Origin of the sequence: Microcoleus sp. A006_D1, from assembly GCF_036702805.1 — a bacterium.
Classification (GTDB): domain Bacteria; phylum Cyanobacteriota; class Cyanobacteriia; order Cyanobacteriales; family Microcoleaceae; genus Microcoleus.
On sequence record NZ_JAUBVZ010000002.1, the window covers coordinates 245,522 to 269,687 of the forward strand.

Here is a 24,166-nt window from a genome sequence, read left to right on the forward strand (position 1 = left end):
TAAATTTTAGATTTTAGTTAAGACGGCGGTTGAAACCGCCCCTACAGAAACAAAACCCGCGGAGGCGGGTTGAAGAGTGGGCTCCCCTAAGTTCGTAAGATGAAATTCGGGTTAGATTGCTAACTTAAGCTTATTCGTTTCTAGCCACAAGCACATAACTCCTGTCACTAAGATTTTGGCAATCCAAAATCCCAAATCTAAAATCCAAAATCTAAAATCCTATTGTGCCGCTTCAAGAATCACTTCTTGGAAGTTAATCACATCCGATCGCGGATCGCAGTGAGTGACTTTGACTTCTAGCCGATCGCCTATTTCGATCGATCGACCAAATCGCATCGCCAATTCCAAACCCAACTCTTCCAGCAAAATCAAAGCAAGATTGCTATCTTCCCTCAACCAGCGCAGCATCAAAGCTTCCCAAACTTCATCAGGATTGCGCCGCAAATATTCCAATCCCCAATAGCGGTTAGTTTGGCGTTCCACGGTAGAGGCTTCTCTAACTGCGGTGCCCAGACACATCACAATATCCTGTATTTCTTGGGCTGAGAAAGGTAGGGGTTCGCCCCGCAGATGGGCTTTAATTTGGAAGTGAGTCAGCAAATCGGTATAGCGGCGGATGGGAGACGTAACTTGAGTGTAGGACTCTAAACCCAAGCCTGCGTGCCGTCCGGGGGTCAGACCCATTTCGCTGCGGGGCATACAGCGGCGCACGGCGCAAGCGCGGGCGGGGCCTGCGGGCACGGCTAGCAGTTCTTCCTCTGGGGGGAGTTCGGGCTGGGGCTGATAGCGGTAGGGAATTGGTAGGCTGTGAGTTTGACCGTAGCGGGCGGCTAATTCCCCACCTAAAATCATCATTTCGGCTACTAGCAGTCTGGCGGTGGAGTCGTCGATGACGTGGATTTTGATCTCGTCGCCGTTGACTTTGATCACCGATTCGGGCATGAAAATGCTGATTGCACCTTGGGCTTCCCGCCATTTTTGGCGCAGTTTGGCCGCAGATGCGATCGCGCTTATTTCCGGTTCTGCTTCGATTCCCAACTCCAGCATTTCGTCTACGTCATCGTAGGTTAAGCGGTAGGTGGGTTTGATCGTGCTGATGTGGATGCTGTAATCTTGGGCGGCGCCTGTTTCGTCTAAGGTGACGCTAAAGCTTAGGGCGCTGCACTCTTTACCTTGAATTAAACTCATCGGCCCAGTTGCCAAAGCTGGGGGAAACATCGGGATCATGCCCGTGGGCAAATAAACTGTAGTGGTACGCTTTCTGGCTTCGAGGTCGAGTTCGTCTCCGGGGGAAAGCAAGCGGGTGGGATCGGCGATGTGTATCCACAGTCGCTGCTGGCCGTTTTCGAGGAATTCTAAGCTGAGGCCGTCGTCGATTTCGGTGGTGCTTTCGTCGTCGATCGTGTAAACCTTGAGGTGAGTTAAATCGAGACGATCTGTTTCGGAGTCGGTTGCGGGATTTTCTAGGCAGCTTTCGGCCACTTCTAATACCTTTGCCGAGAGTTGTAGGGGAATTTGGCTGCGCCGCAAAAACAGGTTTTCGTGGGGACTCCACAGGCCGAGATCAACTAGGAGGCCAAATGCCGCTTCGGGGTTTTCGGGACGTTGTAAGCTGGCTAAAGTTTCTAATGCCGGCGTGCGATGAGTTGCTTCTTCTCCGAGGGTGGCAAAGCGTTCTAGGGCATCGAGGCGAGTTCGATCGCTAGGAAGCCAATCTAGATTATTTTCCCCAGCCAGCCGCTGTTTAACTCGATCCCAAAATCCTTGGGATTCTTGATGTCGCTGCTGTTCTACTTCTTGCTGGTGTTTGATTTCGGCTACTTGGGCGGTCGATCGTGGTTCGTAGCGATCGCCCTTTTGTTTGAAATACAGTTTATCAGTTGACAGCAAACAGTAGGCAGCGTAGCACTGGGCCGCTGTGCGATCGGAAAATAGCAACATTGCCAGGGATTCCGGATCTGTATTTTCTCCGTCGCCCACTAGCAGTTCCCAAGCTACTTCTAGACTCGACGGATCTGAGTAAGATTCTACTTCTTTAAGAAATTTGGAAATATCGGAGGGTTTGTAAGTTTCTCCGACTGCTTCGTAGCTGATTTGTTTGGGCGGAATGCTGTGCGGTTGACCGTTTTCGTCTACGACAACCCAGTTTTTCTTGCCGTCGGGGCGATCGGCAACTGCCAGACGGCGGTCGCCGTGCACTCTAAATTCTACTAACGTTCCCTTCTCCACTTGCCAGCTTTATGTTTGAGATTTTGGATTTTTACTGTTGCCACTTATCGAGTTTCTTTTCTTACGATTTTAGATTTTGGATGTTGGCAATTTTTCTGGTCAATTGTGCAAGTTAAACTTTAAAAAGTTGCGCTTTTTATTTTTTTTTTAACTTTTGACTTTTGAACGAGACTTGCGCCTGAGCGACTCTCAAGCCGATTTCGCGATAATTTCGCTGCATTCTTTATGGCAGAAAGACGTTGTTTTCGCGCAAGTCTGAGGTTCCAGTCCAAAATCTAAAATCCAAAATCCAAAATCTGCTTAACCTTCTTGGTTTACGAAGGGCATCAAAGCTACAATTCTTGCTCTTTTGATGCTACGGGTCAGGTCGCGCTGCTGTCTTGCGGTCAAACCGGTAATCCGGCGGGGCAAAATTTTACCGCGTTCTGTGACGTATTTTTTGAGCAAATCGACATCTTTGTAGTCGATCGGGTCTCCTGGTTTGATTGGCGAAACGCGCCGGCGAAAATAAGTCATGGTTTGTTCTTTGTTGACTGTTGACTACTGTTAACTGTTAGTTCCTAGTTATTAGCCGTTAGTTGCTAGCCGTCAGGAAAGCATTTGTTAGTTATCTGCTGTTCGCGGGTCAATATCAATTGCCAACTACTGATGACTGATGACTAATGACTAATGACTAATGACTATTTGATCTCTTTGTGGGCAGTGTGCCTGTTGCAATGGGGGCAGAACTTTTTGAGTTCCAGCCGCGCCGTCGTGTTGCGGCGGTTCTTGGAGGTGGTGTACCGAGACACGCCTTTGGAGCGTTTGCTCGCGTTGGTTCGGCACTCAGTACACTCTAGGGTAATTATGATGCGGACGCCTTTAGCCATAATTCTAAATAAATTTCGACTAATTTAAACACAATTTATTATCTTCTCACATTGCTCTGCACTTGGTCAAGCAATCTTCTAACTTTGATGTCGAGGGAGTAGCCGCGACGGGCTCCGACGATCATCGTCCCGCTGAGTCGATCGTGAAAAGCTTGGGGAAACCTGTCACTGTCGGTGAAGGCGACGCTACAGTCGATCGCCAGCGGCAGCATCAGCAGCAAGACGGCGGCGTTGGTAGATGTGAGTCCGCCTACACCCGCAAAGGCTAGGGCGGCGCAAATGCCCAGCAATGCCTCGCGCTTGCACAATTCTTGGAAGCCCGGAGTCCGTTGGAACCTGGTATCGGCAATTTTCATGTCCAGGGCCCACCGCCCGAGACTTTGACCTTGGTTTTTCCTGACGATGGCTACACGCATTATCAACCACAGGAGGACAAAAAAGATGGTTTGGGCGATCGGATTAGTGCCGAGAAGCAAGCTGGGCAGCCAAACGGCGATCGCGTCGATGCAGAAGGCACCGGCGCGGCGTTCTAGTGATACTTTGGGAAGGAGGGGAACTAGGTCGGAACTCATGGGCAAAAAAGAATTACTTTGAAATGCGTAAGTCCTGTTTCTATCGTAATCGAAATCAAGGGGCTTGGAGCCGTAGGGCATAGGGTCAAGGCGCAGCTACATATTAATAAACCTCATCATGGCTTTCAATATCAACCAATAGAATCACCATTTCTAACAATTCCTCATCTTCAGAGAAATTAAAAATTATTCTGCAATCATATGCAACAGAACAAGACCATAATCCGGCTAACTCCCCTCCTAACTTGTGAGACTTCAAAGATGGCGTAAATGGATCATCTGCCAATAGCCTTAACACCTTAGCAATTTGAGCCTTTAATTGTGGATTTTTCTTTGTGATCTTCCTAAAAGACCGATTAAATCCACTACTCCAGACAACTTCCATCATCATCTCCTAGTAAATCTGCGATCAAATCATCAACGCTTCCCCTCTTTGCTGTCCCATTCTTAAAAGCTTCCATCACTTCCTGAGCATTCGCCAAAATTTCAGCCCGCCGATTCTCGACCCGTCGCTTACGGATTAACTCAAACAACTGATCCTGATCTTCTATTGATAAACTTTGAACCTGATCAATAATTTCTTGTAAAGTCATCATACAGCCTCCTTTAAACTAAAATTGACGAAATATTTCGCCTCCGCAAAAACCCGATCCTTAATCAAACGGCTTAATCCTTGTTCCGTCATAATATCTACCTTACAACCTAGTATATCTTGCAAATCCATCAAGAGCATCCCCTGGGAACCAAGGCGAAATTTTATGTAAATCATAATCCACCAAAAGGTCAATATCACTACTCTCATCGACAACACCCCGCGCCACCGAACCAAACACCCGTACATTAAACGCCCCATGTCGCAGCGCCACCGCCAGGATATCCTCACGCTTGGATTGTAATAACTGTTGTAGTTTCATCATACAATTTCCTCAAGTATCAATTTAATACAAACTGCGCAATGTCTCCAAATGTGCGATCGCCCCGTCCCAAAAACCCGCTAAGGCAACTGTTAGTCAGAATTGCCCTCGCCGTAATTGCTGCTATTATTGCCTTCAACATTCCTCACTCGTTATTTCCCGTGTTTACAACACCCGTATCCGAAGCTAGTCCACCGCCCGAAATCCAAAACGTGCTCGCCGGCAAGCGCAAAATTGTGACGGTGGGCGACAGCATCACCGAAGCCGCGAAATATCCCGGAGGTTACGTTTGGCTGCTGCAACGCTATCTAAATGCGCTGTATCCCGATCGTAAAATCGAAATCGTCAACGCTGGCATCTCCGGCAACAAGGCGACAGATATGCAGGCGCGTTTTCAGAAAGATGCGATCGACAAAAAGCCAGATTTAGTCACGATTAACGCCGGAGTCAACGACGTTTGGCACGCTTTCTTCGACTTCCAAAAGCTTCAGTTTTATCCGCAAGGCAACTTAGCAGCGGGGGTACCTCTGGCAGAATATATAGACAAAATAACTCAAATGGTACTGGCAGCAAAAGCCGCCGGAATTCGAGTCGTGCTGCTTTCTCCTACTCCCATCCGCGAGATTCTCGACGGCCCAGAAAATCGCAGATTGCAAGAATATGTTGCCGCGATGCGAGAAATTGCGAAGCAAAACCAGTGCTTGTTTATCGATTTAAATGCACCGTTTCGGGAAGTAATCGGCACCTATCAAAAACACGCCGGAAAAACTCTGAATTTGTTAGCAGCCGATGGAGTTCACCCCAATCCGTCGGGATATCGAATTATTGCTTTTACTATCTTGCGCGGCTTGGGCGTACCCGCTAAGGATATTGAGAATTTGCAGGTAAAAAATTGAGATTAGTCAGTAGTCAGTAGTCAGTAGTCATTAGTCAGTAGTCAGTAGTCATTAGTCATTAGTCATTCGTTGTGATGTGATGCCCGGTTGATTCTTCCCAATTACCCATTACCCAATTACCCATTACCCATTACCCATTACCCATTACCAATTCCCAATTCCCGTTATCACTCAATCGGCGGATGATACCGCTTCAACCAACAGCTACCGATAATCACCAACGCCACCACCACAATAATTTCTGTCCAAAAAAACGACAGGAAATCGCTAGCAGTTCCCACTGGCGGCACCCCCGGCTGAGCATTGCGAATAGCGGGAAAAGCAAACAGCATCACACCAGTCCAACTCAGCATTCCCACTTCCGGCAACTTGCCAGATTGCATCACTTTCAATGCTAGCAAGAGCGCCATAATTGAAAGTACCCACATGATGACAATAATCACTAAGGCAAAGAATTTCACCGGAACCGAGCGAGTTGCATAAACATCGATATAGATAAAGATAGACGAGTTCTCTTCCATCGGCATATAACTGATGTCAAAACCGGGAACATCGGCATTAAACTTAAATTCCAGCGGCACTGGATTTAGTTCAAACGGAGCAAACTTTTTACCAATCGAAGCCAGCGGGTCGAGCGAAATAGCTACTTTAGCAATGTGCCTGTCAAACGGATAATTGTTAATTTTTCCCTTGACTAAGTTGAACTTTAATGCTGGAACCATCATCGGTTTGCCTTCTTTAAAGGTAATTTCCGAATCCTCTACATTTGCGCCGTTAACTGTCATTAACAAGTCTTGAGCCGGGTAAGTTGGCCCTTTTTTATAGATACCTTTGAGTTCAAACTGCAAACGGGTTTCTAATTCATTCTTAATGGGATCTACTCCAATTACCGTCATTTTGACCTCAACCAAGCCTTTGGGGGCTACAGTGCTGTCTGGAGAGGGTTTGTAAGGCTCTTGGGCGTTAGCATTGTGAGAGTAAATAGATAAGATAATTGCCAAACTTACGGCGATGCTGCAAATTAAAATAAGTGTTTTTTTGATATTAAGTTGGTTGACATTTTGCATTAATTATGGATATTTTATGTATTTAATTGTTCAGAAATTATGCACAAAGACTAAAGAAACCGGGTTTTTTACCAATACTTCGGGTAGTAAGCAAGTATTTTCGTAAAAAACCCGGTTTCTGGGCACCGTGTAAGAGGCGGACTTTGTTTGTCTAGTCGCGATTTTAATTGCCGACTCTTACGAACGTACTACGAACCGATAGGAAGCAGTACGTTTGGTGTAAAACTGCCGTGCAAACCGTAGGGAATGTGCTGTTTTAAATGTAGGCGCGCTACGGGGCCTTTGGTGATGTCGCTGGCATCTAGAATCGCTAAGGTCGATCGATGATTAGCTGCATCATACATCAAAACTAGCAGCCAGCCGTCATCCTCAGCAACAGCATCGGGACGGGGAACAAACACCGGTTCCCCCGCGAAGCCACGCGGTGCGACACTCCAGACTTGCCTTTCTCCCGTCAGGAAATCTACTTTAAGAATAGCTTGCAAAGGAGCATTCCCGGTGGGAGAATCGGCCGCGCCGATGTAAAGATATCGGTAAGGTTGTCCGACATTATTTGGATGCAAAGTTGGAAACTCGCAACACCGAGTTTCAACAACTTGATGCTTGACAGTTTTCTCGTTTAAATTGAGCTGAAATCGCCACAATTCTCCGGCGGGAATGCTGTCAAAATCAATCTCCATAAAATCGCCGTCATGTTCTACAGTTGGAAATGATGCGTAGCAAACTGAGTCAACAAAAACTTCGCCGTCTGCTTCCCAGGCGTTGCAGTGGTGGAAGACAAAACAAGGTTCGGTTTCTAATATCTTCACGTCGTCAGTGCCGTTGCGGGGAATTAAAATTGCTTGCGTGGGCTTGTTTGGCGAAAATTGAATGCACTGGGCCGCACTCCGAAATCCTAACAGGAAAAGTAGGGGATTGAAGCTGACGGGATTTTGGAAGAATATGCAGTAATTAGGGGTAATTACCATGTCGTGCAAAAAGGCAAAACCCGGGATTGCATGGGCGTGACGCTGCAAAAGTTTGCCGCTTTCGTCGAATTCGTAAATGGTAATTGTACTCGACAAACCGGGCTTGACTGAAAAGTTGACTAATCTATCTCCTGCTCCATTTTTCCCTTTTTCAATTCTGGGGTGGGCTGCGAAGGCTTCACCGGGTTCCAAGATGCCGTCTAGGGTGTCTAATCCGAGGGTTTCTAGGCTGCGGGGATCGAGTCTGTAGGGCTGTGCTGCTTCCCAGAGTGCTAGCAGTTTGTCGCCCCAATAAATGATGTTGGTGTTGGCGATGTTTTTGATTTTGACATCAAAGATGTTGGCTAGCCAGCCTCCGGCTTTCTGTGTGCCGAATACGCCTCGGTGCAGGATTTTTCCGGCTTTTTGTTCGGCGAGGTAGCCTTCAGTACGCACGAATCGGTTGCGGAAATGGGCGCGGCTTTCAGTAATTGCGATCGCACAAACCATCCCGTCGCCGTCAAACGGGTGGTGGATGCGCTGGCCGTTGACATCCAATAATCCGGGCCCGTTGCGAAAGAATGTGCCTTGCAAGCCGGCGGGAATTTCGCCTTCTATGTCGTCAATCCAGTAGTCGGCTTCGTTGGGTTGAGATTCGTAGCCGCGCTGCCAGTCTTTGCGATCGTATGATAAGTTTGGGGCGGCTGTTTGAGGTTGGGAAATTTGTAGTTTTTGCATGGGTGGAATAAGCTTTTATTGATTTAACCGCAGAGGGCGCTGAGAGAGAGGGGGAAGGGGAGAGGGGGAGATGGGGAGATGGGGAGATGGGGATTTTTTTTTCTTCTTCCTTCTTCCCTCTAGCTGATGACAACTGACAACTATCAACTGACAACTATCAACTGACAACTGACAACTGTCAACTGTCAACAGTGCGGGTTTCGGGAATTGATGTCGGTACTAAGTCGGGAAAGTATTCGGGCATGAAATGCTGTCCGCCGGGTTTGGTACAGCCCAGTTCTGGTTCTAATACTGGGAGAGATTGTTGGTAGTTTGGATCGCCGCTTTCTGTACTGTCTGCGGGCAGCCAATTTAGGAAGGGGAGGGGCAGCAGTGTGGACAGGTTGGTGATGACTATTAGCAGCCAGAGGTTGTCGAAATTGCGATCGGTAATTCCGAGCCAGTGAGTCAAAATTGCACCGCCTTCATAGGAAATAAGTCCGGCTAAGTTGGTGACTGACATCAGCACAGCAAATAAGGTTGCTTCGACACCTCGCGGACACAATCGTGCGGAGAGTACCAGCACGGGCATATAAGCGATTTGTCCGATTACTGTTAGGATCAGGCTGTCTCCGATGCTGAACCACTGGTCATCAATTCCTAATGCTCGGTTGGCATGAGTTACTAATAATAACGTAGTCATGCCTAAGGCAGTTGCAATGACTGTTGACCAGCCGAAAATTACTCGAAAGGGAATTGTTTTGAAGAAGCGCTGGAATAGCCAGATGCCGACGAGGGCTGCAATGCTCGTAACGAGGCGCACTCGACCTAGAAATTCTGGTTTAAAGCCTAGTTCGTTGGTGGTGAAAAAGAAGAAGGCGGAGTCGGAACTTGGGGTCGCTTGCCAAAGGAAGAGAAAGGCGGTGGGCAGCCAAATTACTTTTTGAGTAATAGCTTGCCGTAGTTGTTTTATTTGGTCTTTGACTGTTTCAAAGTCGGTTCTTTTGTTGGTTTTTTCTTCGGCAATTAACCAGGCTGTTGCTGATACGATGAGCGGGAAAGATGCGGTGATTAAAAAGATGGTATGGGTGCTGAAGTGTTGCAGCAGGGAACCGCTGAGGTAGGCGGTAATTAGTCCGCCGAGGGCTGATGCGCCCCAAGATAATGATTGCAGGGAACCGGCGTCGGCAACGGTTTCTTTTCTGGCTCTTTCGACTACTAGGGAGTCGGCGATTACGTCGCTGACTGCTAGGGAAAGGGAACTCAGGGCGATCGCCCCTGTAGCGGCTAACGGCGTGTGTACAATTGTTGCGAGGGCAACCCACGCTGAGGTTCCCAACAGCCCGGAGAGGACGATGTAAGGCCGTCTGCGGTAGCCGAATATGGGCAAACCGTCGGACATGAAGCCGAACACGGGTTTGATAATCCAAGGTAGGGCGACGACGCCCAGCATTGCTGAGACTTCGGCGGGACTCATGCCGAGTTCGTCTTTGAGGAAGAAGCTGACGGCTAAACGAGCTAGTCCGAGAATGCCTTGGACGAAGTAAATCAGTAAGATGGCTATGAGTTCGGGGGTTGGCTCATTCCCGAAGAATACTTTTTCTTTTAAAGATTCTTTGAGTTTGCTGGCGCCAGAGGGGGAAAGGAGCATTTGAGCAATATTTCTTAATGAATCTCAATATTTATAACACATTCTTAATGAGTTGGGGCAACTGTCGGAGGTAGGATGCTAAATTGACTGGCGGCTGGCAGCGGTTATAAAATTGTGATTAGCTGAAATTAAACTATGTTTTGTAGCAATGAAAGCAGAAATTAGAATTGTTGCTCTGTGGGCGGCTTGGATTTTAGGATTGGGGGCTAATTTAGCCTTAGTCGTTTCATTAAGCCGATTCGGGAAAATCCTACTACTTTGAAACCTTTGGAATAACGAACCGCGAAGACGCTAAGGACGCGAAGGAAGAGAAAGAAGATAAAGAGTTCACAACTGCTGGAAGGAGTGTTATATGATTATCAATCCTGAAAATGTGCCGGACAGTACAGGCTCGAATTATCCCCAAGAATTCCAGTATGCGGTGGCGGGAAGAGTGAAAAAACGTTTGGGTAATGCTGCGGGTTTGCTGAATTTTGGGGTTAATTTGGTGCGGCTGGCGCCGGGAAGTTGTTCTGCTCTCCGACATTGGCATTCTCGTCAAGATGAGTTAGTCTATGTTCTGGAAGGGGAGGTTACTTTGATTTCTGATTCGGGTGAAGAAGTGCTGCAACCTGGTATGGCGGCGGGTTTTCCGGCGGGTGATGCTGATGGGCATCATTTGGTTAACCGCTCGAATGCTAATGTTGTTTATCTGGAAATTGGCGATCGCACTCCTGATGATGAAGTCCATTACCCCGATGATGATTTAGTTGCTAAATCTAACGAGAATGGTTGGGTTTTTACTCGCAAAAATGGCGATGTTTATGAGAGTTAAAAAATTATGAGTCAAGTGAATCTTTGGAGTTCGGCGGAACACGCTTTGTGGTATCTCGCTAAGGCTGATGGTATTCCTCACCGCACGGAAGGTGAAGCGGTTTTGTTGGAGGAAGTGCCGCAAACTGTGAAGCGGATTCTGGATGTAGGTACGGGTGATGGACGGTTGTTGGGTTTGCTTAAGTGCGATCGCCCGAATGTTGAATGTGTGGCGATCGACTTTTCGCCGACAATGCTGGAAAAAGCCCGCATTCGCTTTGCTGATGACAAAAATGTCACGGTAATCGAGCACAATTTTGACGAACATCTGCCGGATTTGGGCCGGTTTGATGCGATCGTTTCCAGTTTTGCGATTCATCATGTTGAGGACGATCGCAAACGTTCGCTTTACGCCGAGATTTTCGAGCTTTTGGAACCCGGAGGCATTTTTGGCAATTTGGAGCACGTAGCGTCCGCAACACAGGCTTTACATGAGAAGTTTCGAGAGGCGCTGGGTATTAGCGATTCGCCCGACGATCCGTCTAATAAATTGCTGGATGTGGAAACACAACTGGGCTGGTTTAGAGAAATTGGTTTTGATGATGTAGACTGTTATTGGAAGTGGCGGGAACTCGCTTTATTAGTTGGGGTGAAACCTGTTTAGCGGCAAATCTGGGTAAGGACGCGGCAGTGCCGTGTCCCTACAAATATCGCAGACAATCTGTATAGGATGCGTGGCTAAATTAAATTAAATCGGGTACTTTAGGTTTAATTCGGCGTTCGTACCAGTTCATTAACGGGGTGGCACTAATGCCGTGGACAATCACAGAAATCACGATTGTAGTAAAGGTTATCCAGGCAATTTTTTCGGCTGTTTCGCCTTTTAAACCGTGACCAAAAGCATAGGTAAGATAATAGATTGAACCGACGCCCCGAATGCCGAACCAACCGCACAGCAACCTGCTAGCCGGATGCAAACGACTGCCGATCGTACTGATCCAAGCTCCCACAGGTCGGATGAAAAAGATTAACAATCCAGCTATTAAAAGGGCGTAGCTTCCATGTGCCACCAAAGCTTCTAGGCGCAACATGGAACCCAATATTAAAATTGTTCCTACTTCCATTAACTTTTCTATGCGCTCGGTAAAATGCAGTTGGGAAAGCGGTTTTTCGGGGTCGCGGTAACTGCCCTGCACCACAATTCCTGCTACAAAAACTGCCAGAAATCCGTAGCCGTTGACTACTTCTGTGAGGGAATAGGTGAGCAGAATTGTGCTGAGGGCGATGAAATCTTCCATTAATTCGTCGGCCGGTCTGTAGCGTTGGAGTCTTAAATCGATCCAGGTGACTGCTTTAGCTACTAAAATGCCCATCACGATACCTGCGGCGATCGCCCAAAGCAAGTCAATTGCTGCCCACTGAGAAAACCAGTTCGGCCAGTTGTTATCTTTGATCGCATAAATGCCAAAATAAACAAAGGGAAAAGCTAAAGCATCGTTTAACCCGCCTTCCGATGTTAAGCCAAAACGCAATTCATCGCGATCTTCTATATCAGCTATCTGAACTTCTGAGGCTAAAACTGGATCGGTGGGAGCGAGAATTGCTCCCAGTAAAATCGCAGGGCCCCAATCTAATTTCACAAACCAATGAGCGATCGCCGCAACAGCAAAAATTGAAATTGGCATTAGAAAACCAATCAGCCGCGCTGTCGAATTCCATGCCCAAAGTTGCAGCGGGCGATTCATTTTTAAGCCGCAACTGAACAGAGAAACAATAACTACAAATTCTGTAAGTCTTTCTAAAAATTGAGCTTCGGGGCGCAATTCAATCAGCTTGACGCCGTAGGGCCCCAATCCGATACCGACAACTAGATAAATTAAGGCATAAGATACCGGCAATCGCGAAATCCATCCGGAGCCCAAGGTGACGGTGAGCAGGAGGATGCCAATCACTAGCAAGTTGAGAATGTAATGATGTACCATAGCGATCGCACTTTTAATCAGCTTTAACACGTGCGATCTTGACAGGTAAAAGCTTCAGGCACATCCACCGAAAGCTAGAGTCTGCTATCCTCCGAAAGTTATATCTATTTGTTATCTGTTATCTGTTATCTGTTCTCTGTTATTTGTTATCTGTTATTTGTTATTTGTTATTTGTTATTTGTTATTTGTTATTTGTAACAACGGACAACTGACAACTGACAACTAACAACGGACAACGGACAACTGACAACTGACAACTGACAACTGACAACTGTCAACTGTCAACTGTCAACTGTCAACTGACTAATTAGGAACCCCACTTTTTTCGGTAGCGATGATGTGCAAATCTACGTGTTTGAGCGATCGCACTAACTTTTGAGTCAACGAGCCCCGCAGCAGCAAATTCCAGCGGGATTGCTGGCTTTCGCCGATCACAATTTGAGTAATCCGATACTGTTTGGCTACATCTGCGATCGCTTTGGCTATTTTATTGCCGTTTACTCGCAAAAATTCCCCGTTAAATTCTTGACAAAGCTTCTGACAAGTTTCAACGTGCAAGCTTTCTGCTTTTGTTAAAAATCGGTCTGGATCGTCAACAAACACAGCATAAAATGGGGCATTCATGTAGTTAGCAAGCCTCGCGCCCCGCCGCAGCAGTTGCAAGGAATTGGGATAAGTGGAGACGCATACTAAAACTCGTTCGTGAATGTTGCAAACTTGACCTTTTAAGGTTGCTGCGTCATCTTCAACACTGTCTGCGACTTCTCGCAGGGCGAGTTCTCGCAAAGCAATTAAATGACGGCGCTGGAAAAAGTTTTTTAATGATTGTTCAATTTTTTCGGGAGCATAAATTTTCCCTTCTAACAACCTTTCTTCTAAAGTTTCCGGTGTGACATCGATCACGACTATTTCATCAGCAGCTTCTAGGATGCGATCGGGTACTCGCTCTCGCACTATAACTCCGGTAATTCTGGCTACTAAATCGTTAAGACTTTCTATGTGCTGAATATTGAGCGTGGAGAAAACATCAATGCCAGCATTCAGAATTTCTTCGACATCTTGATATCGTTTTTCTCGCAGAGAACCGGGAATATTTGTATGAGCTAATTCGTCTACTAAAGCTAGTTGAGGGCGGCGTGCTATCACCGCCTCTGTATCCATTTCTGTGAGCATTTTTTCGCCACGCAGCATTTGTTTGCGCGGCACTATTTCTAGTCCTTCGCCTTTAGCTGCTGTCTCTTTCCGCCCGTGAGTTTCTAACAGTCCGACGGCGACATCAATGCCTTCAGATTTGAGTCTGTGGCCTTCTTCTAGCATTCGGAAAGTTTTGCCGACACCGGGGGCCATCCCGATAAATATTTTGTGCTTTCCCCGGCGCCGGGTGCGATCGTAACCGCGGTTCGGTTGGGCGTAAACTGCGTCTGGATTGTGGGGAAGTTGGCTAGAGTGAATCATAGCAGTTGACAGTTGACAGTTGACAGTTGGCAGTTGACAGTTGGCAGTTGACAGTTGTTAGTTGACAGTTGGCAGTTGGCAGTTGGCAGTTGGCAGTTGTTAGTTGACAGTTGGCAGTTGGCAGTTGGCAGTTGTTAGTTGACAGTTGGCAGTTGCTACAAATAACAAATAACAAATAACCAATAACCAATAACAACTGACTAATGACTACCGACTACTGACTACTGAGTATTATAAACCATCAAGAGCCAAATTCAGTTTGAGGACGTTAACTCCCGGTTCGCCGAAAATGCCGAGAAATCTGCCGTCTGTATTTTTGGCTACCAACATTTCTACTTGATTGGGATTTAGCGATCGCACTTTTGCTACCCGTTCAATTTGCACCCTAGCTGATTCTACGCTAATGTGCGGGTCGAGACTAGAACCAGAAGTGTAGACTAAATCGGCAGTCGGTTTGATACCAGCTTGGTTGAGGCGGGCTAATTCAACTTGTACTCCCTGAAAACCATCTTTTTCATTGCCTCGCTTCAGCAAATCGGAGTTGCTAGGAGCAATGTTGCTAGCTCCAGAAACGCCCGTTCTTTGAGTGGTATTTTCTGCCTTTGTGGGGTCGTAATCTTTGGTCGGAAAGCTACTGTAATTTGTCGTGCTGGGGCGGGGAAAAAAATATTTTTCCGAGCTGAAAGGTTGACCGATTAAGGAGGAGCCGACTACAACTCCCTGCTGAGTAATTAAGCTGCCGTTTGCCTGGGAATTGAAGGCAACTTGACCGATTACTAGCAGGATTAAGGGATAGATAATTGCCGTGATTCCCCACAAAACTAAAGTCACGCGAATTGCTCTGATTAATTCTCTCATAAATTACCTCAATGAAGGAAGTTCGGCAACGGATTATGTAACGGATGTAACGGATGTCTTTGGAGCCCAGAAACCGGGTTTTTTGCGAAAATATTTCGTTTTAGCCCGCAGATTAGGTACAAAACCCGGTTTCTAAGAGTCGGAATGCAGATATTTTTCTAAAATCTTTCTGGCTGAAAAATTACGACAAACAAATAAACTGCGAGTCCGACGATTACTAAACCCAAAAGGCTTAAACCCCAGGCAGCTTTTTTCGTCAAACCTTCATCCGCAGCCGCATAAACAGCGGGTGCAATTATCAAGTTAAAGCACATTACCAGAAATAGTTGCACCGGGATTGGGTGGCGCTGCCAAAGCATTTGTCCTAACTCAATTGTTTCTAGAAAATTCCTCGGCAAAACATTATTCAGCAAATCGTTTCGTTTCATAATTACTCCTATTTTTCAAATTAAATCTCTTGACAAATTGCAGCAAGTATCTTTTGATTGATGTTCTTTTTTTTGATTCTCCATTTTATCCGTTAAATCCGTTACAAAATCCGCTGCCGAACTTCTATGCTAGCCCGATCGCAGCAATGAAAACATCAATAATTTTGATGGCGATAAACGGTGCTATGGCTCCGCCCAATCCGTAGATTAAAATGTTCCGCTGCAACAGTTGATTGGCGCTCAACGGTCGAAACTTAACCCCGGTTAGTGCTAGCGGAATCAAAGCGGGGATAATCAAAGCGTTGTAAATTAATGCGGACAGAACTGCGGATTGACCGCTGGCTAAACCCATAATGTTTAAAGCGCCAACTGGGGCAAACATTGCCGGAATAATTGCAAAATATTTGGCGATGTCGTTGGCTAGCGAAAAGGTGGTTAGCGCGCCACGAGTAATCAGCAATTGTTTGCCAATTGTCACTAAGTCAATGAGTTTTGTGGGGTCAGAATCTAAGTCCACCATGTTTGCAGCTTCTTTCGCGGCTTGGGTTCCGGAATTCATCGCAAGTCCGACGTTTGCTTGGGCTAGTGCGGGTGCGTCGTTGGTTCCGTCTCCCGTCATTGCAACTAATTTGCCTTCTGCTTGTTGTTTGCGAATTACTTCGATTTTGTCCTCGGGAGTTGCTTCGGCGATGAAGTCGTCAACGCCTGCTTCGTCGGCAATTACTGATGCTGTAATTCGGTTGTCTCCGGTGAGCATGATGGTGCGAATTCCCATTTTTCGCAGTTGGTCAAATCGATCGCGAATTCCGGGTTTGATGATATCTTTCAAATAGATAATCCCGTAAATGTCGTTGCCTTGACAAACGCCTAACGGTGTGCCTCCTAGCCGCGAAACTCGCTCGTAAGCTTCATCGAGATCGGAGCCGATATTGCCGCCGCGCGATCGCACAAAACCCTTCACCGCATCCACCGCACCCTTGCGCACCTCCGTACCATCCGGCAAATCCGTGCCCGACATCCGCGTTTTAGCCGAAAAATCAAGCCCGGTAGATCCTTGAGCGTTTTCGCGATCGAACTCCACCTGTGCGCCCAATTTTTGAGCCAAACGGACGATCGACTTTCCCTCTGGCGTGTCGTCAAACACGCTCGCAGTCAGCGCCACCTGCGCCACTTCTTGCAGCGAATGACCGTTTACCGGAATGAATTCCTCGGCTAAACGGTTCCCCAGCGTGATTGTCCCGGTTTTGTCCAAAATCAACGTATTCACGTCGCCGCAAGCCTCCACGGCGCGCCCAGAAGTCGCTATCACGTTAAATTGAGCGACGCGATCCATCCCAGCAATGCCGATCGCGCTCAGCAAACCGCCGATCGTTGTCGGAATCAGCGCCACCAGCAGCGAAATCAGCGTCACCACGCCCACAGGAGTTTTCACGTAATTGCCGATCGGCGGAATAGTTGACACCACAATCAAAAACACCAGAGTCAGCACAGCCAACAGCACCGTCAGCGCGATCTCGTTCGGCGTTTTCGACCTTTCAGCGCCCTCTACCAGCGCGATCATCCTGTCCAAAAATCCCTTACCGGGGTCTGCCATCACCCGCAGCGTTAGTTCGTCCGAGAGGATGCGCGTACCGCCGGTGACGGAACTAGCGATGTCCGAACCCGGTTCCTTGAGCACTGGTGCGGATTCCCCAGTGATTGCAGATTCGTCCACCGATGCGACACCTGCGATCACTTCGCCGTCGGAAGGAATGACATCGCCTGCGATCACTTTAATTTGGTCGCCACGTCTGAGAGATGTCGAACTAACTTCTTGAATTGTACCGTCTGGTAAGAGTTTGCGGGCTGTGGTGTCGGCTTTGGTCGATCGCAGCGCATCTGCTTGCGCTTTCCCGCGGCCTTCCGCCACCGCTTCCGCAAAATTAGCAAATACCAAAGTAAAGAACAAAATTAACGTGACAAGGCCATTGAAAACTACTTGATTCTTGCCGGGAACCGGGCCAAAAAGGGTCGGATCGACCGTCAAAAGTGCAGTCACAATTGTGCCCACCCACACCACAAACATCACCGGATTTTTTAGCATCACCCGGGGGTTTAGCTTGACAAAAGCATCTTTAAAAGCTCTTTGATAAAGCCCTTTGGTATTTGCTTTGGGTGTGTGTTTTCGAGACTCGCGAGAGCCTCTCGAACGGGGAGTTTTTTCAGAATCAGGGGTATTGGAGGAAGCCATAATTTGGATTTTTAATGAACCACAGAGGACGCAGAGATCACAGAGAAAGAGAAGGATGAGGTTGATATTTTTTCGCTACTGAGGTGGAGGAGTTGGTGTTCCCAGAGGCGACGGCGCAGTTACCGGTGCTGCTTGCAAATTGCCGCTGCTAATTGCGTATCCTTCAGCAATTGGCCCCAAAGCTAGGACTGGGAAAAATGTCAGCGCGCCCAGAATGATGATTACTCCTGCTGTTACGCTGGTGAACAAAATGGAATCTGTTCTGAGAGTTCCGGTTGTTTCAGGAACCAATTGTTTGTTCGTCATGCTGTCAGCTAACAGCAGCAGCGCCACAATCGGAACGTAGCGCCCCATCAGCAAGCTAAAACAGGTGCTTAAATTCCACCAAAGTCCTGTCGGCGCGGGTTGAGAATCGCCCAATCCTTCAAAACCAGAACCGTTGTTGGCCGCCGCCGAAGCGTATTCGTACATCACCTGGGAAATGCCATGAAATCCGGGGTTGCTGATGCCGCTCAAACTGTCGGTAAGGGCGAGGGTAATGGCGCCGGGAATTAAAACTGCGATCGGGTGAATCAACAAAACAACACTAGCTAAAACAATTTCCCGTTTCTCAATTTTGCGTCCCAAAAATTCGGGCGTTCTCCCCACCATCAGTCCGGTGAGAAATACGCTCAAAATCAGGTAAATAAATAAGTAAGCTGTTCCGGTTCCTTGTCCGCCCCAAACAATTTGCAGAAACAAGTTAAACAGAGTAGCAAAACCTGCCGGAGGCATTAAAGAATCGTGCATCCCGTTCACAGCCCCGCACATTGTGCCAGTCGTAGTCACCGCCCAAAGTGCAGTTTCTGCCCAGCCAAATCGAACTTCTTTGCCTTCTAAATTTGGCGCTACGGAACCCAGTAAATTATTGACTTGCGGATTGCCTTGAAACTCGCCAACTGCTGCAATCCCAATCAAGATAACATAAATTACAAACACCATCCAAAAAATCAGCCATCCCTGCTTTTTGTTGTTGGCAAATCTGCCGTAGGTGTGAATCAGAGCAGCGGGAATCGAAACCATTGCTATTGTTGCTAGCAGGTTAGTAAAAGGGTTGGGATTTTCAAAGGGGTGAGCCGAGTTAATCCCGAAAAATCCGCCGCCGTTTTCTCCTAGTTGTTTGATGCTTTCAAAGTGAGCTACTGGGCCGCGAGCAATAACTTGGGTGCTGCCTTCTAAGGTGGTGGCAACTTGGGGGCCTGCCAGAGTTTCTGGCACTCCTGAAATTAGCAATAGCAAGGCGATTATTAAAGATAATGGTAGGAGAATTCTGGTGATTGATTGAATTAAATCAATGTAAAAGTTCCCCAGCGGCCGGCCGGTCAGTCCCCGAATAAAGGCAATCCCTACTGCTAAGCCTGTGGCGGCTGAGGTAAACATTAAAAAACCCAGCGTTAATTGCGATAGATAACTATATGTTGTCTCGCCGGAGTAATGCTGTTGGTCAGTATTTGTGAGGAATGAAATTGTTGTGTGCAGTGCGGTATCCCAGGTTGGTGCACTTAAGCCGGTGGGATTTAAAGGCAGCACTCCCTGAAGCATGAAAATTAAGAAAACAAATATGCCCATTGCTAGATTGCTGTATAATAGCGATCGCGCATATTGCCAGCCTGTCATGGAATCTACAACACGGATGTTGCCGGCTTTATAGATGAGTTGTTCTACAGGTTTGATGGCGGGGTCGAGGATGGTTTTTTCTCCCATGTACACCCGCGCCATGTAATCACCAAAGAAAGGCGCGATCGCTATTAAAATGATTAGCGTTAATGCAATTTGACTTAATCCTTGCAGCATAACTGAGCCAATACTTCCTTAAAAGTGCAATCTACGTTTAACAATCAATATACTTGAGGGTGGGGCTTTTGATAATAAGTCCGCAGGTATAAGTTGCCTTTACAAGTTATGCTAGGCTGTTATATATTTTCCCAAATAGATGAATGTTTAGTTATTTTTGTAACTCTATACTTCAAGGTATAGATGCGACGTAAACGCGGTTATTGGCGCCACAATAGATGATAGGACTTACGCACACGACCCAAGAAACCGGGTTTTTTACCCATATTAAAGGCTATCAACCAGTATTTTTGTAAAAAACCCGGTTTCTGCGTCCTGGACTGCTTATGTACCATTTGCCTAAGTCCGAAAATTGCCAGATAAAATCTAATACCAATTTTTTATGAGGCTGCATAGAATCCGATCCCCCCTAGCCCCCCTTAATAAGGGGGGGACAAGATTCCGATCAAAGTCCCCCTACAACCAGGGGGATTTAGGGGGATCGAGATATGTGCAACTTCACATTAAATTGGTATAAAATGGATGAATATAAAATGTTAAAAAGCTTATTGATAATTAAAAAAAATTTGGTATTTCAAGAGAAGTATTTGCGGGGGCGGTGGTCGATCGCTCTTTTATTTGCGATCATTGCAGCGCTGGAATTTACTACTCCGTCGGAGTATCTGTTTGGATACCTGTACACGGGGCCGATTTTATTGGCAAATTCGCGCTTGAGTCGGTTGGGTAAGTTACAAATTACGCTGGTAGCGGTAGCTTTGACGCTGTTGAATTTGTTTGTTCCTCCTGGAGAAACGATCGCCCTAGCAACTGTAGCTAATAGACTGATCGCAGTTATGGCTTTGGGAGTGACGGGATATTTGAGCGATCGCAATCAGCAGTACCAACAGGCGATCGCGATCGCCAAAGCTCAGTTACAGTCTCAGCAGCAGCTAGCTAGCATCCGAGAAGATTTTGTCTCTACTTTGAGTCACGACTTGAAAACCCCGATGCTGGGCGCGATCGAAACAATTAAAGCCTTTCAGGGAGCAAAATTTGGCGATGTCACTCCCAGCCAGCAAAAGGTTCTCGAAACAATGGCGCGATCGCACAAAATGTCACTACAATTAGTAGAAACGCTGCTGGATGTTTACCGCAACGATGCCGAAGGTTTAAAACTGCAACTTGCACCTGTAAATTTAGCAGCTTTAGCAGCAGAAGTAATCGCCACACTGGCAGATTTATCAGCGGCGCGCCGAGTTTATATTAGTATGAGTTACGGAGACTCCGATTTTCGCCGCTCTTTGTGGGTAAATGGCGATGCAGTGCAACTCCAGCGAGTTTTTGCGAATTTGCTCGCCAACGGCATCAACCACTCTCCACGCGGCGGTAAAGTAGAAATAGTCATGGAATCTTCGGCTAGCTATCAGGTGGTGAAAGTGCTCGATAACGGGTTGGGAATTACTGCTGAGGAACTGCCGCACTTGTTCGAGCGTTTTTATCAAGGAAATGGCGATCGGCAAGCCAAAGGATCGGGATTGGGGTTATACTTATCTCGCCAAATTATTGACGCGCACGGCGGTATAATTTGGGCAGAAAACAAATTGCCGCACGGTGCTTTGTTTGGATTCCGATTACCAGCTATCTCCGCCAATGAAACCTAATTCTCCCTTGCGAATTCTCCTAGTTGAAGATGACGAACTGTTTCGGTTGGGATTGCAAACCAGATTGCAACAAGAAAGTTGCTTGCAAATAATTGCTGAGGCGGAAGATGGCGAAACGGCGGTAGAATTGACTCAGGAACATTTGCCGGATGTGGTGGTTCTGGATGTGGGTTTGCCGGGAATTGGGGGCATTGAAGCGTGCCGCCAAATTAAACAGCGCCATCCAGAAATTCCCGTTTTAATTTTAACATCTCATTCCCAAAAAGCGTTAATTGAAAGGTTGATTGCTGCGGGTGCTCAGGGATATTGCCTTAAGGGAATTGCGGCGGCAACTTTGGTTTTGGCAATTCGATCTGTAGCAGGGGGCGCTTCTTGGTGGGATAAGGCGGCAACTGCGGAAATTAGGGCGGTTTTTGCTAATCCCGAACCTGTGAAATTCGGCGCAAAATCGGAAGTTTTAGACAATCCGCTGACGAAGCGAGAACAGGAAATATTAGCTTTAGTTGCAGGCGGAAAAAGCAATCAGGAGATTGCACAAATATTGTACATTGCTCCGGGGACTGTGCGGGTTCACGTGCACGCGATTTTGCAAAAGTTAGAAGTGCGCGATCGCACTCAAGCAGCAGTGCTCGCTATTCAGAAAGGATTGGTAGCACAAGAATTGTTAGGTAGTCAATCTTAAGTCTGATAGTTTATAATAACTGACAAACCTATATCACGAAAAGTTATGAGATTTATAAATCCCAAAATAGATTTTGCGTTTAAGAAGATATTCGGTTCTAATGAAAGCCGAGAAATTTTGATTAGTTTTTTGAATGCCATGCTTTATGCAGGGGAACCAGTTATCGAAGATTTAGAAATCATCGATCCTTATTTAGCTGGTCAAATTTTTGGCAGCAAAGACACATACTTAGATGTGAAAGCTAGAATCAATGACGGTAAAACAATAATTATTGAAATGCAAGTTTTGAACGTGCCAGCATTTGGTAAGCGGGTTTTGTACAATGCTGCAAAAACCTATGCCCTGCAATTAAATCGAGCCGATCGCTATCAAAGACTCAGACCAGTAATTGCTTTGAATATAACAGACTTTGAAATGTTTCCTAATCAATCTGAAGTAATTTCGCGATTTGCTTTCAAAGAAACACAAAGACTATTCGATTATCCCGATAGCGAGATTGAGTTGGTGTTTATAGAACTGCCAAAATTCAATAAAGAATTGTCGGAGTTGACAACGCTGACGGACAAGTGGATTTATTTTGTCAAAAATACCAGCAACTTAGAAACTGTTCCCGATACAATGGTTGCGGTGCCAGAAATTGAGAGAGCTTTTCAGATTGCTAACGACACGAATCTGAGTCAAAAAGACTTAGATGAATTGCAAAAACAAGAGTCTTGGATTCAAGATCAACAAGGGGCGATAGATCTGGCCACTCAACAAGCTCTAAAACGAGGTAAGTCAGAATTAATACTGCGGCAAATGACGCGGCGAATAGGTGAACTTTCCCCCGACATTCAGACGCAGATATGCGAGTTGAATCTTGAGAATTTGGATAATTTAGGAGATGCGATGTTTGATTTGGAAAGTGTTTCAGATTTGGTGACTTGGTTGCAGCAACATTCCCGAAATTCTACTGATGACATTTAATATCTGAGTTTGGTAAATTTGGCATATATTTAAGTTATCGACGGTCATCTAACCAGAGGTGTCTTGTGCCAAATTTTATCAATTATGTTATGGGTTCGATCGCCTTTATCGACTCTGCTCTCCCTGATATCCACAATCTTTGCAACAGTATCGCAGCCGGGATAGAAGTAATTATCATCGATGCGGCTGGGGATGGAGTAGCACAAATTACGGAAGTGCTAGGGAGTCGCAGCAATATTAAAAGCATTCATATTATCTCCCACGGTCGATCGGCGAGTTTGCTCCTAGGCGCGATCGATCTAAACTTGACAAATTTACAAACTTATGCTAAGCAATTGCAGCGTTGGTGGAGCTCTTTAGCAGACAGTGCAGAGATTTTGCTGTACGGGTGCGATGTAGCGGCGGGTGAAAAAGGCGCTAACTTTGTGCAGCAACTGAGTCGGCTAACGCGGGCAAAAATTGCTGCTTCCAGCGGGCCGATCGGCAGTGCAGCTTTAGGCGGAGACTGGGAATTAGATTATACAACGGGAAGGGTTGTGGCGGAGCTGGCGATCGACCAAGCAACAATGGCCGCCTATCAATTCGTGTTCGGCCGCACCCTCTACGACGGCACAAGTAACTTTCCGTTTCCTGCTGCAACACCCGGTATCGGGGCATTAGGTACTACTCAATTAGCTTATGGAGAGCTACCTGCTGCTCTTCCATTCGCCAGTGGTGCGTTCTCGCCCAACACGGGCATTGATACTTCTACCGTGAATCTCCCGGCTAGCAATGCAGGCTATGCGGGCTACACCAACTACAAATATACCCCTCCAAGTCCGCCAGCCACGCCAGCAACATTTACTCCAGTCAGTGCAACTTTCCCCGCCCTCAACCGCACCAACGGTTACAGCGTTTCTTTCAATGTTGCAGTTACGGCTGAAAACAGTGGTAGTAACGATCGGGCAGGTTTCAGCATCATCGCCATTAGCAGCGACGCTCAAAATGGCATTGAACTCGGTTTCACCAACCGCAACATCACGCCCAACGGAGGCATTTTTGCTCAAAACGGCGGTGTATCGCCAACTCTGTTTACTCGCGGGGAAAATGCAGCGGTTAACATCAGCACTGCTACCGACTATAAACTGGTAGTTCAAGGCAGCACTTACACGCTGTTTTCTGGTGGCGTAGCAATACCAAATTTGACAAATCAGCCGCTGCGGAACTACACGGCATTTAACCCAGCAGTCAGCCAGCCGGCTTTACCCTACAATCCCTACAACCAGCCAAACTTCCTATTTTTCGGTGACGCCACAGATCAAGCAAGTGCCACTTTTACTCTCGGCTCCATCTCGGTTAACAACTTCCCGGTGGCGGCCAATGACACCTACAAAGTCCTGCACGATCAAGTGCTCCCCGGATTTCCAGGAGTTTTAAGCAACGACACGGACGCAGATTT

The 24,166-nt window shown here is 46.9% G+C and carries 23 protein-coding genes; 7 read left to right on the top strand and 16 right to left on the bottom strand.

The genetic code is table 11. The features are described 5' to 3' along the window. Positions 1–219 precede the first annotated feature (219 nt). From QUB68_RS03985 to QUB68_RS04015, 7 genes are all read right to left on the bottom strand, one after another. Positions 220–2,229: a ribonuclease catalytic domain-containing protein gene (locus QUB68_RS03985; protein ID WP_332989598.1), complete on the bottom strand. Its 2,010-nt coding sequence runs from the start codon at positions 2,227–2,229 to the stop codon at positions 220–222. Between the two features lie 300 nt (positions 2,230–2,529). Then, positions 2,530–2,745: a 30S ribosomal protein S18 gene (rpsR, locus tag QUB68_RS03990; RefSeq protein ID WP_265238843.1), complete on the bottom strand. Its 216-nt coding sequence runs from the start codon at positions 2,743–2,745 to the stop codon at positions 2,530–2,532. Between the two features lie 164 nt (positions 2,746–2,909). Further along, positions 2,910–3,098, bottom strand: coding sequence for a 50S ribosomal protein L33 (gene rpmG, locus QUB68_RS03995; protein WP_332989600.1), 189 nt, complete (start codon positions 3,096–3,098; stop codon positions 2,910–2,912). A 38-nt stretch (positions 3,099–3,136) separates the two neighbouring features. After that, positions 3,137–3,670 (bottom strand): RDD family protein, encoded by a 534-nt coding sequence (locus tag QUB68_RS04000; RefSeq protein WP_332989602.1) that lies wholly within the window; start codon positions 3,668–3,670, stop codon positions 3,137–3,139. Positions 3,671–3,773: 103 nt separating this feature from the next. Further along, positions 3,774–4,061, bottom strand: coding sequence for a type II toxin-antitoxin system RelE/ParE family toxin (locus QUB68_RS04005; protein ID WP_332989604.1), 288 nt, complete (start codon positions 4,059–4,061; stop codon positions 3,774–3,776). Then, positions 4,036–4,266: a hypothetical protein gene (locus tag QUB68_RS04010; protein ID WP_332989606.1), complete on the bottom strand. Its 231-nt coding sequence runs from the start codon at positions 4,264–4,266 to the stop codon at positions 4,036–4,038. The genes QUB68_RS04005 and QUB68_RS04010 overlap by 26 nt, the downstream gene beginning before the upstream one ends. A 99-nt stretch (positions 4,267–4,365) precedes the next feature. Next, positions 4,366–4,587, bottom strand: coding sequence for a nucleotidyltransferase family protein (locus QUB68_RS04015; protein WP_332989608.1), 222 nt, complete (start codon positions 4,585–4,587; stop codon positions 4,366–4,368). A gap of 38 nt (positions 4,588–4,625) precedes the next feature. Between QUB68_RS04015 and QUB68_RS04020 the strand changes: the two genes are divergently transcribed. Beyond that, the gene (locus QUB68_RS04020) at positions 4,626–5,480 is read left to right on the top strand and encodes an SGNH/GDSL hydrolase family protein (protein WP_332989610.1); all 855 of its coding nucleotides are present in this window, start codon (positions 4,626–4,628) and stop codon (positions 5,478–5,480) included. A 167-nt stretch (positions 5,481–5,647) separates the two neighbouring features. Here QUB68_RS04020 and QUB68_RS04025 read toward each other — a convergent pair whose 3' ends face one another. The 3 genes from QUB68_RS04025 to QUB68_RS04035 form a co-directional block, all read right to left on the bottom strand. Next, positions 5,648–6,547: a DUF4436 family protein gene (locus tag QUB68_RS04025; RefSeq protein WP_332989612.1), complete on the bottom strand. Its 900-nt coding sequence runs from the start codon at positions 6,545–6,547 to the stop codon at positions 5,648–5,650. 188 nt (positions 6,548–6,735) lie between these two features. Continuing rightward, the gene (locus QUB68_RS04030; RefSeq protein ID WP_332989614.1) at positions 6,736–8,232 is read right to left on the bottom strand and encodes a carotenoid oxygenase family protein; all 1,497 of its coding nucleotides are present in this window, start codon (positions 8,230–8,232) and stop codon (positions 6,736–6,738) included. Positions 8,233–8,410: 178 nt separating this feature from the next. Next, the gene (locus tag QUB68_RS04035) at positions 8,411–9,862 is read right to left on the bottom strand and encodes a folate/biopterin family MFS transporter (protein ID WP_332989615.1); all 1,452 of its coding nucleotides are present in this window, start codon (positions 9,860–9,862) and stop codon (positions 8,411–8,413) included. Between the two features lie 352 nt (positions 9,863–10,214). Here QUB68_RS04035 and QUB68_RS04040 point away from each other — a divergent pair, with 352 nt between their 5' ends. Together QUB68_RS04040 and QUB68_RS04045 are read left to right on the top strand one after the other, a co-directional pair. Continuing rightward, positions 10,215–10,676 carry a cupin domain-containing protein gene (locus tag QUB68_RS04040; RefSeq protein ID WP_332989617.1) on the top strand — a complete coding sequence of 154 codons (462 nt, stop codon included), beginning with the start codon at positions 10,215–10,217 and terminating at the stop codon, positions 10,674–10,676. A gap of 6 nt (positions 10,677–10,682) precedes the next feature. Then, a complete protein-coding gene (locus tag QUB68_RS04045) occupies positions 10,683–11,318 on the top strand; it encodes a class I SAM-dependent methyltransferase (protein WP_332989619.1) in 636 nt (211 codons plus the stop codon). Positions 11,319–11,397: 79 nt separating this feature from the next. Here QUB68_RS04045 and QUB68_RS04050 read toward each other — a convergent pair whose 3' ends face one another. The 6 genes from QUB68_RS04050 to kdpA all read right to left on the bottom strand — a co-directional run bounded on the left by QUB68_RS04050 (position 11,398) and on the right by kdpA (position 19,440). Further along, complete coding sequence (locus QUB68_RS04050; RefSeq protein WP_332989621.1) at positions 11,398–12,666, bottom strand: cation:proton antiporter; 1,269 nt, start codon at positions 12,664–12,666, stop codon at positions 11,398–11,400. A gap of 273 nt (positions 12,667–12,939) precedes the next feature. Then, positions 12,940–14,091, bottom strand: coding sequence for a universal stress protein (locus tag QUB68_RS04055; RefSeq protein ID WP_332989622.1), 1,152 nt, complete (start codon positions 14,089–14,091; stop codon positions 12,940–12,942). A gap of 231 nt (positions 14,092–14,322) precedes the next feature. Continuing rightward, positions 14,323–14,949: a K(+)-transporting ATPase subunit C gene (gene kdpC / locus QUB68_RS04060; protein WP_332989623.1), complete on the bottom strand. Its 627-nt coding sequence runs from the start codon at positions 14,947–14,949 to the stop codon at positions 14,323–14,325. Positions 14,950–15,107: 158 nt separating this feature from the next. Then, entirely contained in the window at positions 15,108–15,377 is a 270-nt protein-coding gene (kdpF, locus tag QUB68_RS04065; RefSeq protein ID WP_332989624.1) for a K(+)-transporting ATPase subunit F, read from the bottom strand. A gap of 124 nt (positions 15,378–15,501) precedes the next feature. Continuing rightward, the gene (kdpB, locus tag QUB68_RS04070; RefSeq protein ID WP_332989625.1) at positions 15,502–17,607 is read right to left on the bottom strand and encodes a potassium-transporting ATPase subunit KdpB; all 2,106 of its coding nucleotides are present in this window, start codon (positions 17,605–17,607) and stop codon (positions 15,502–15,504) included. 75 nt (positions 17,608–17,682) lie between these two features. Next, complete coding sequence (gene kdpA, locus QUB68_RS04075; protein WP_332989627.1) at positions 17,683–19,440, bottom strand: potassium-transporting ATPase subunit KdpA; 1,758 nt, start codon at positions 19,438–19,440, stop codon at positions 17,683–17,685. Between the two features lie 533 nt (positions 19,441–19,973). Between kdpA and QUB68_RS04080 the strand changes: the two genes are divergently transcribed. The 4 genes from QUB68_RS04080 to QUB68_RS04095 all read left to right on the top strand — a co-directional run. After that, positions 19,974–21,080: a sensor histidine kinase gene (locus tag QUB68_RS04080; RefSeq protein ID WP_332989628.1), complete on the top strand. Its 1,107-nt coding sequence runs from the start codon at positions 19,974–19,976 to the stop codon at positions 21,078–21,080. Next, complete coding sequence (locus tag QUB68_RS04085) at positions 21,070–21,762, top strand: response regulator transcription factor (RefSeq protein WP_332989629.1); 693 nt, start codon at positions 21,070–21,072, stop codon at positions 21,760–21,762. The genes QUB68_RS04080 and QUB68_RS04085 overlap by 11 nt, the downstream gene beginning before the upstream one ends. A gap of 45 nt (positions 21,763–21,807) precedes the next feature. Continuing rightward, the gene (locus QUB68_RS04090) at positions 21,808–22,728 is read left to right on the top strand and encodes an Rpn family recombination-promoting nuclease/putative transposase (RefSeq protein WP_332989631.1); all 921 of its coding nucleotides are present in this window, start codon (positions 21,808–21,810) and stop codon (positions 22,726–22,728) included. Positions 22,729–22,793: 65 nt separating this feature from the next. Continuing rightward, on the top strand, positions 22,794–24,166 hold a 1,373-nt coding region (locus QUB68_RS04095), incomplete at its 3' end, for a DUF4347 domain-containing protein (RefSeq protein ID WP_332989632.1).

Coding starts and splice junctions, on each gene's coding strand:
- kdpF (WP_332989624.1), bottom strand. CDS start 15,377: ATGAAACGAAACGATTTGCTGAATAATGTTTTGCCGAGGAATTTTCTA.
- QUB68_RS04085 (WP_332989629.1), top strand. CDS start 21,070: ATGAAACCTAATTCTCCCTTGCGAATTCTCCTAGTTGAAGATGACGAA.
- QUB68_RS04010 (WP_332989606.1), bottom strand. CDS start 4,266: ATGATGACTTTACAAGAAATTATTGATCAGGTTCAAAGTTTATCAATA.
- QUB68_RS04030 (WP_332989614.1), bottom strand. CDS start 8,232: ATGCAAAAACTACAAATTTCCCAACCTCAAACAGCCGCCCCAAACTTA.
- kdpB (WP_332989625.1), bottom strand. CDS start 17,607: ATGGCTTCCTCCAATACCCCTGATTCTGAAAAAACTCCCCGTTCGAGA.
- QUB68_RS04020 (WP_332989610.1), top strand. CDS start 4,626: ATGTCTCCAAATGTGCGATCGCCCCGTCCCAAAAACCCGCTAAGGCAA.
- rpsR (WP_265238843.1), bottom strand. CDS start 2,745: ATGACTTATTTTCGCCGGCGCGTTTCGCCAATCAAACCAGGAGACCCG.
- QUB68_RS04000 (WP_332989602.1), bottom strand. CDS start 3,670: ATGAGTTCCGACCTAGTTCCCCTCCTTCCCAAAGTATCACTAGAACGC.
- QUB68_RS04015 (WP_332989608.1), bottom strand. CDS start 4,587: ATGATGAAACTACAACAGTTATTACAATCCAAGCGTGAGGATATCCTG.
- kdpA (WP_332989627.1), bottom strand. CDS start 19,440: ATGCTGCAAGGATTAAGTCAAATTGCATTAACGCTAATCATTTTAATA.
- kdpC (WP_332989623.1), bottom strand. CDS start 14,949: ATGAGAGAATTAATCAGAGCAATTCGCGTGACTTTAGTTTTGTGGGGA.
- QUB68_RS04005 (WP_332989604.1), bottom strand. CDS start 4,061: ATGATGATGGAAGTTGTCTGGAGTAGTGGATTTAATCGGTCTTTTAGG.
- QUB68_RS04035 (WP_332989615.1), bottom strand. CDS start 9,862: ATGCTCCTTTCCCCCTCTGGCGCCAGCAAACTCAAAGAATCTTTAAAA.
- QUB68_RS04025 (WP_332989612.1), bottom strand. CDS start 6,547: ATGCAAAATGTCAACCAACTTAATATCAAAAAAACACTTATTTTAATT.
- QUB68_RS04090 (WP_332989631.1), top strand. CDS start 21,808: ATGAGATTTATAAATCCCAAAATAGATTTTGCGTTTAAGAAGATATTC.
- QUB68_RS04080 (WP_332989628.1), top strand. CDS start 19,974: ATGTTAAAAAGCTTATTGATAATTAAAAAAAATTTGGTATTTCAAGAG.
- QUB68_RS04040 (WP_332989617.1), top strand. CDS start 10,215: ATGATTATCAATCCTGAAAATGTGCCGGACAGTACAGGCTCGAATTAT.
- QUB68_RS04055 (WP_332989622.1), bottom strand. CDS start 14,091: ATGATTCACTCTAGCCAACTTCCCCACAATCCAGACGCAGTTTACGCC.
- QUB68_RS04045 (WP_332989619.1), top strand. CDS start 10,683: ATGAGTCAAGTGAATCTTTGGAGTTCGGCGGAACACGCTTTGTGGTAT.
- rpmG (WP_332989600.1), bottom strand. CDS start 3,098: ATGGCTAAAGGCGTCCGCATCATAATTACCCTAGAGTGTACTGAGTGC.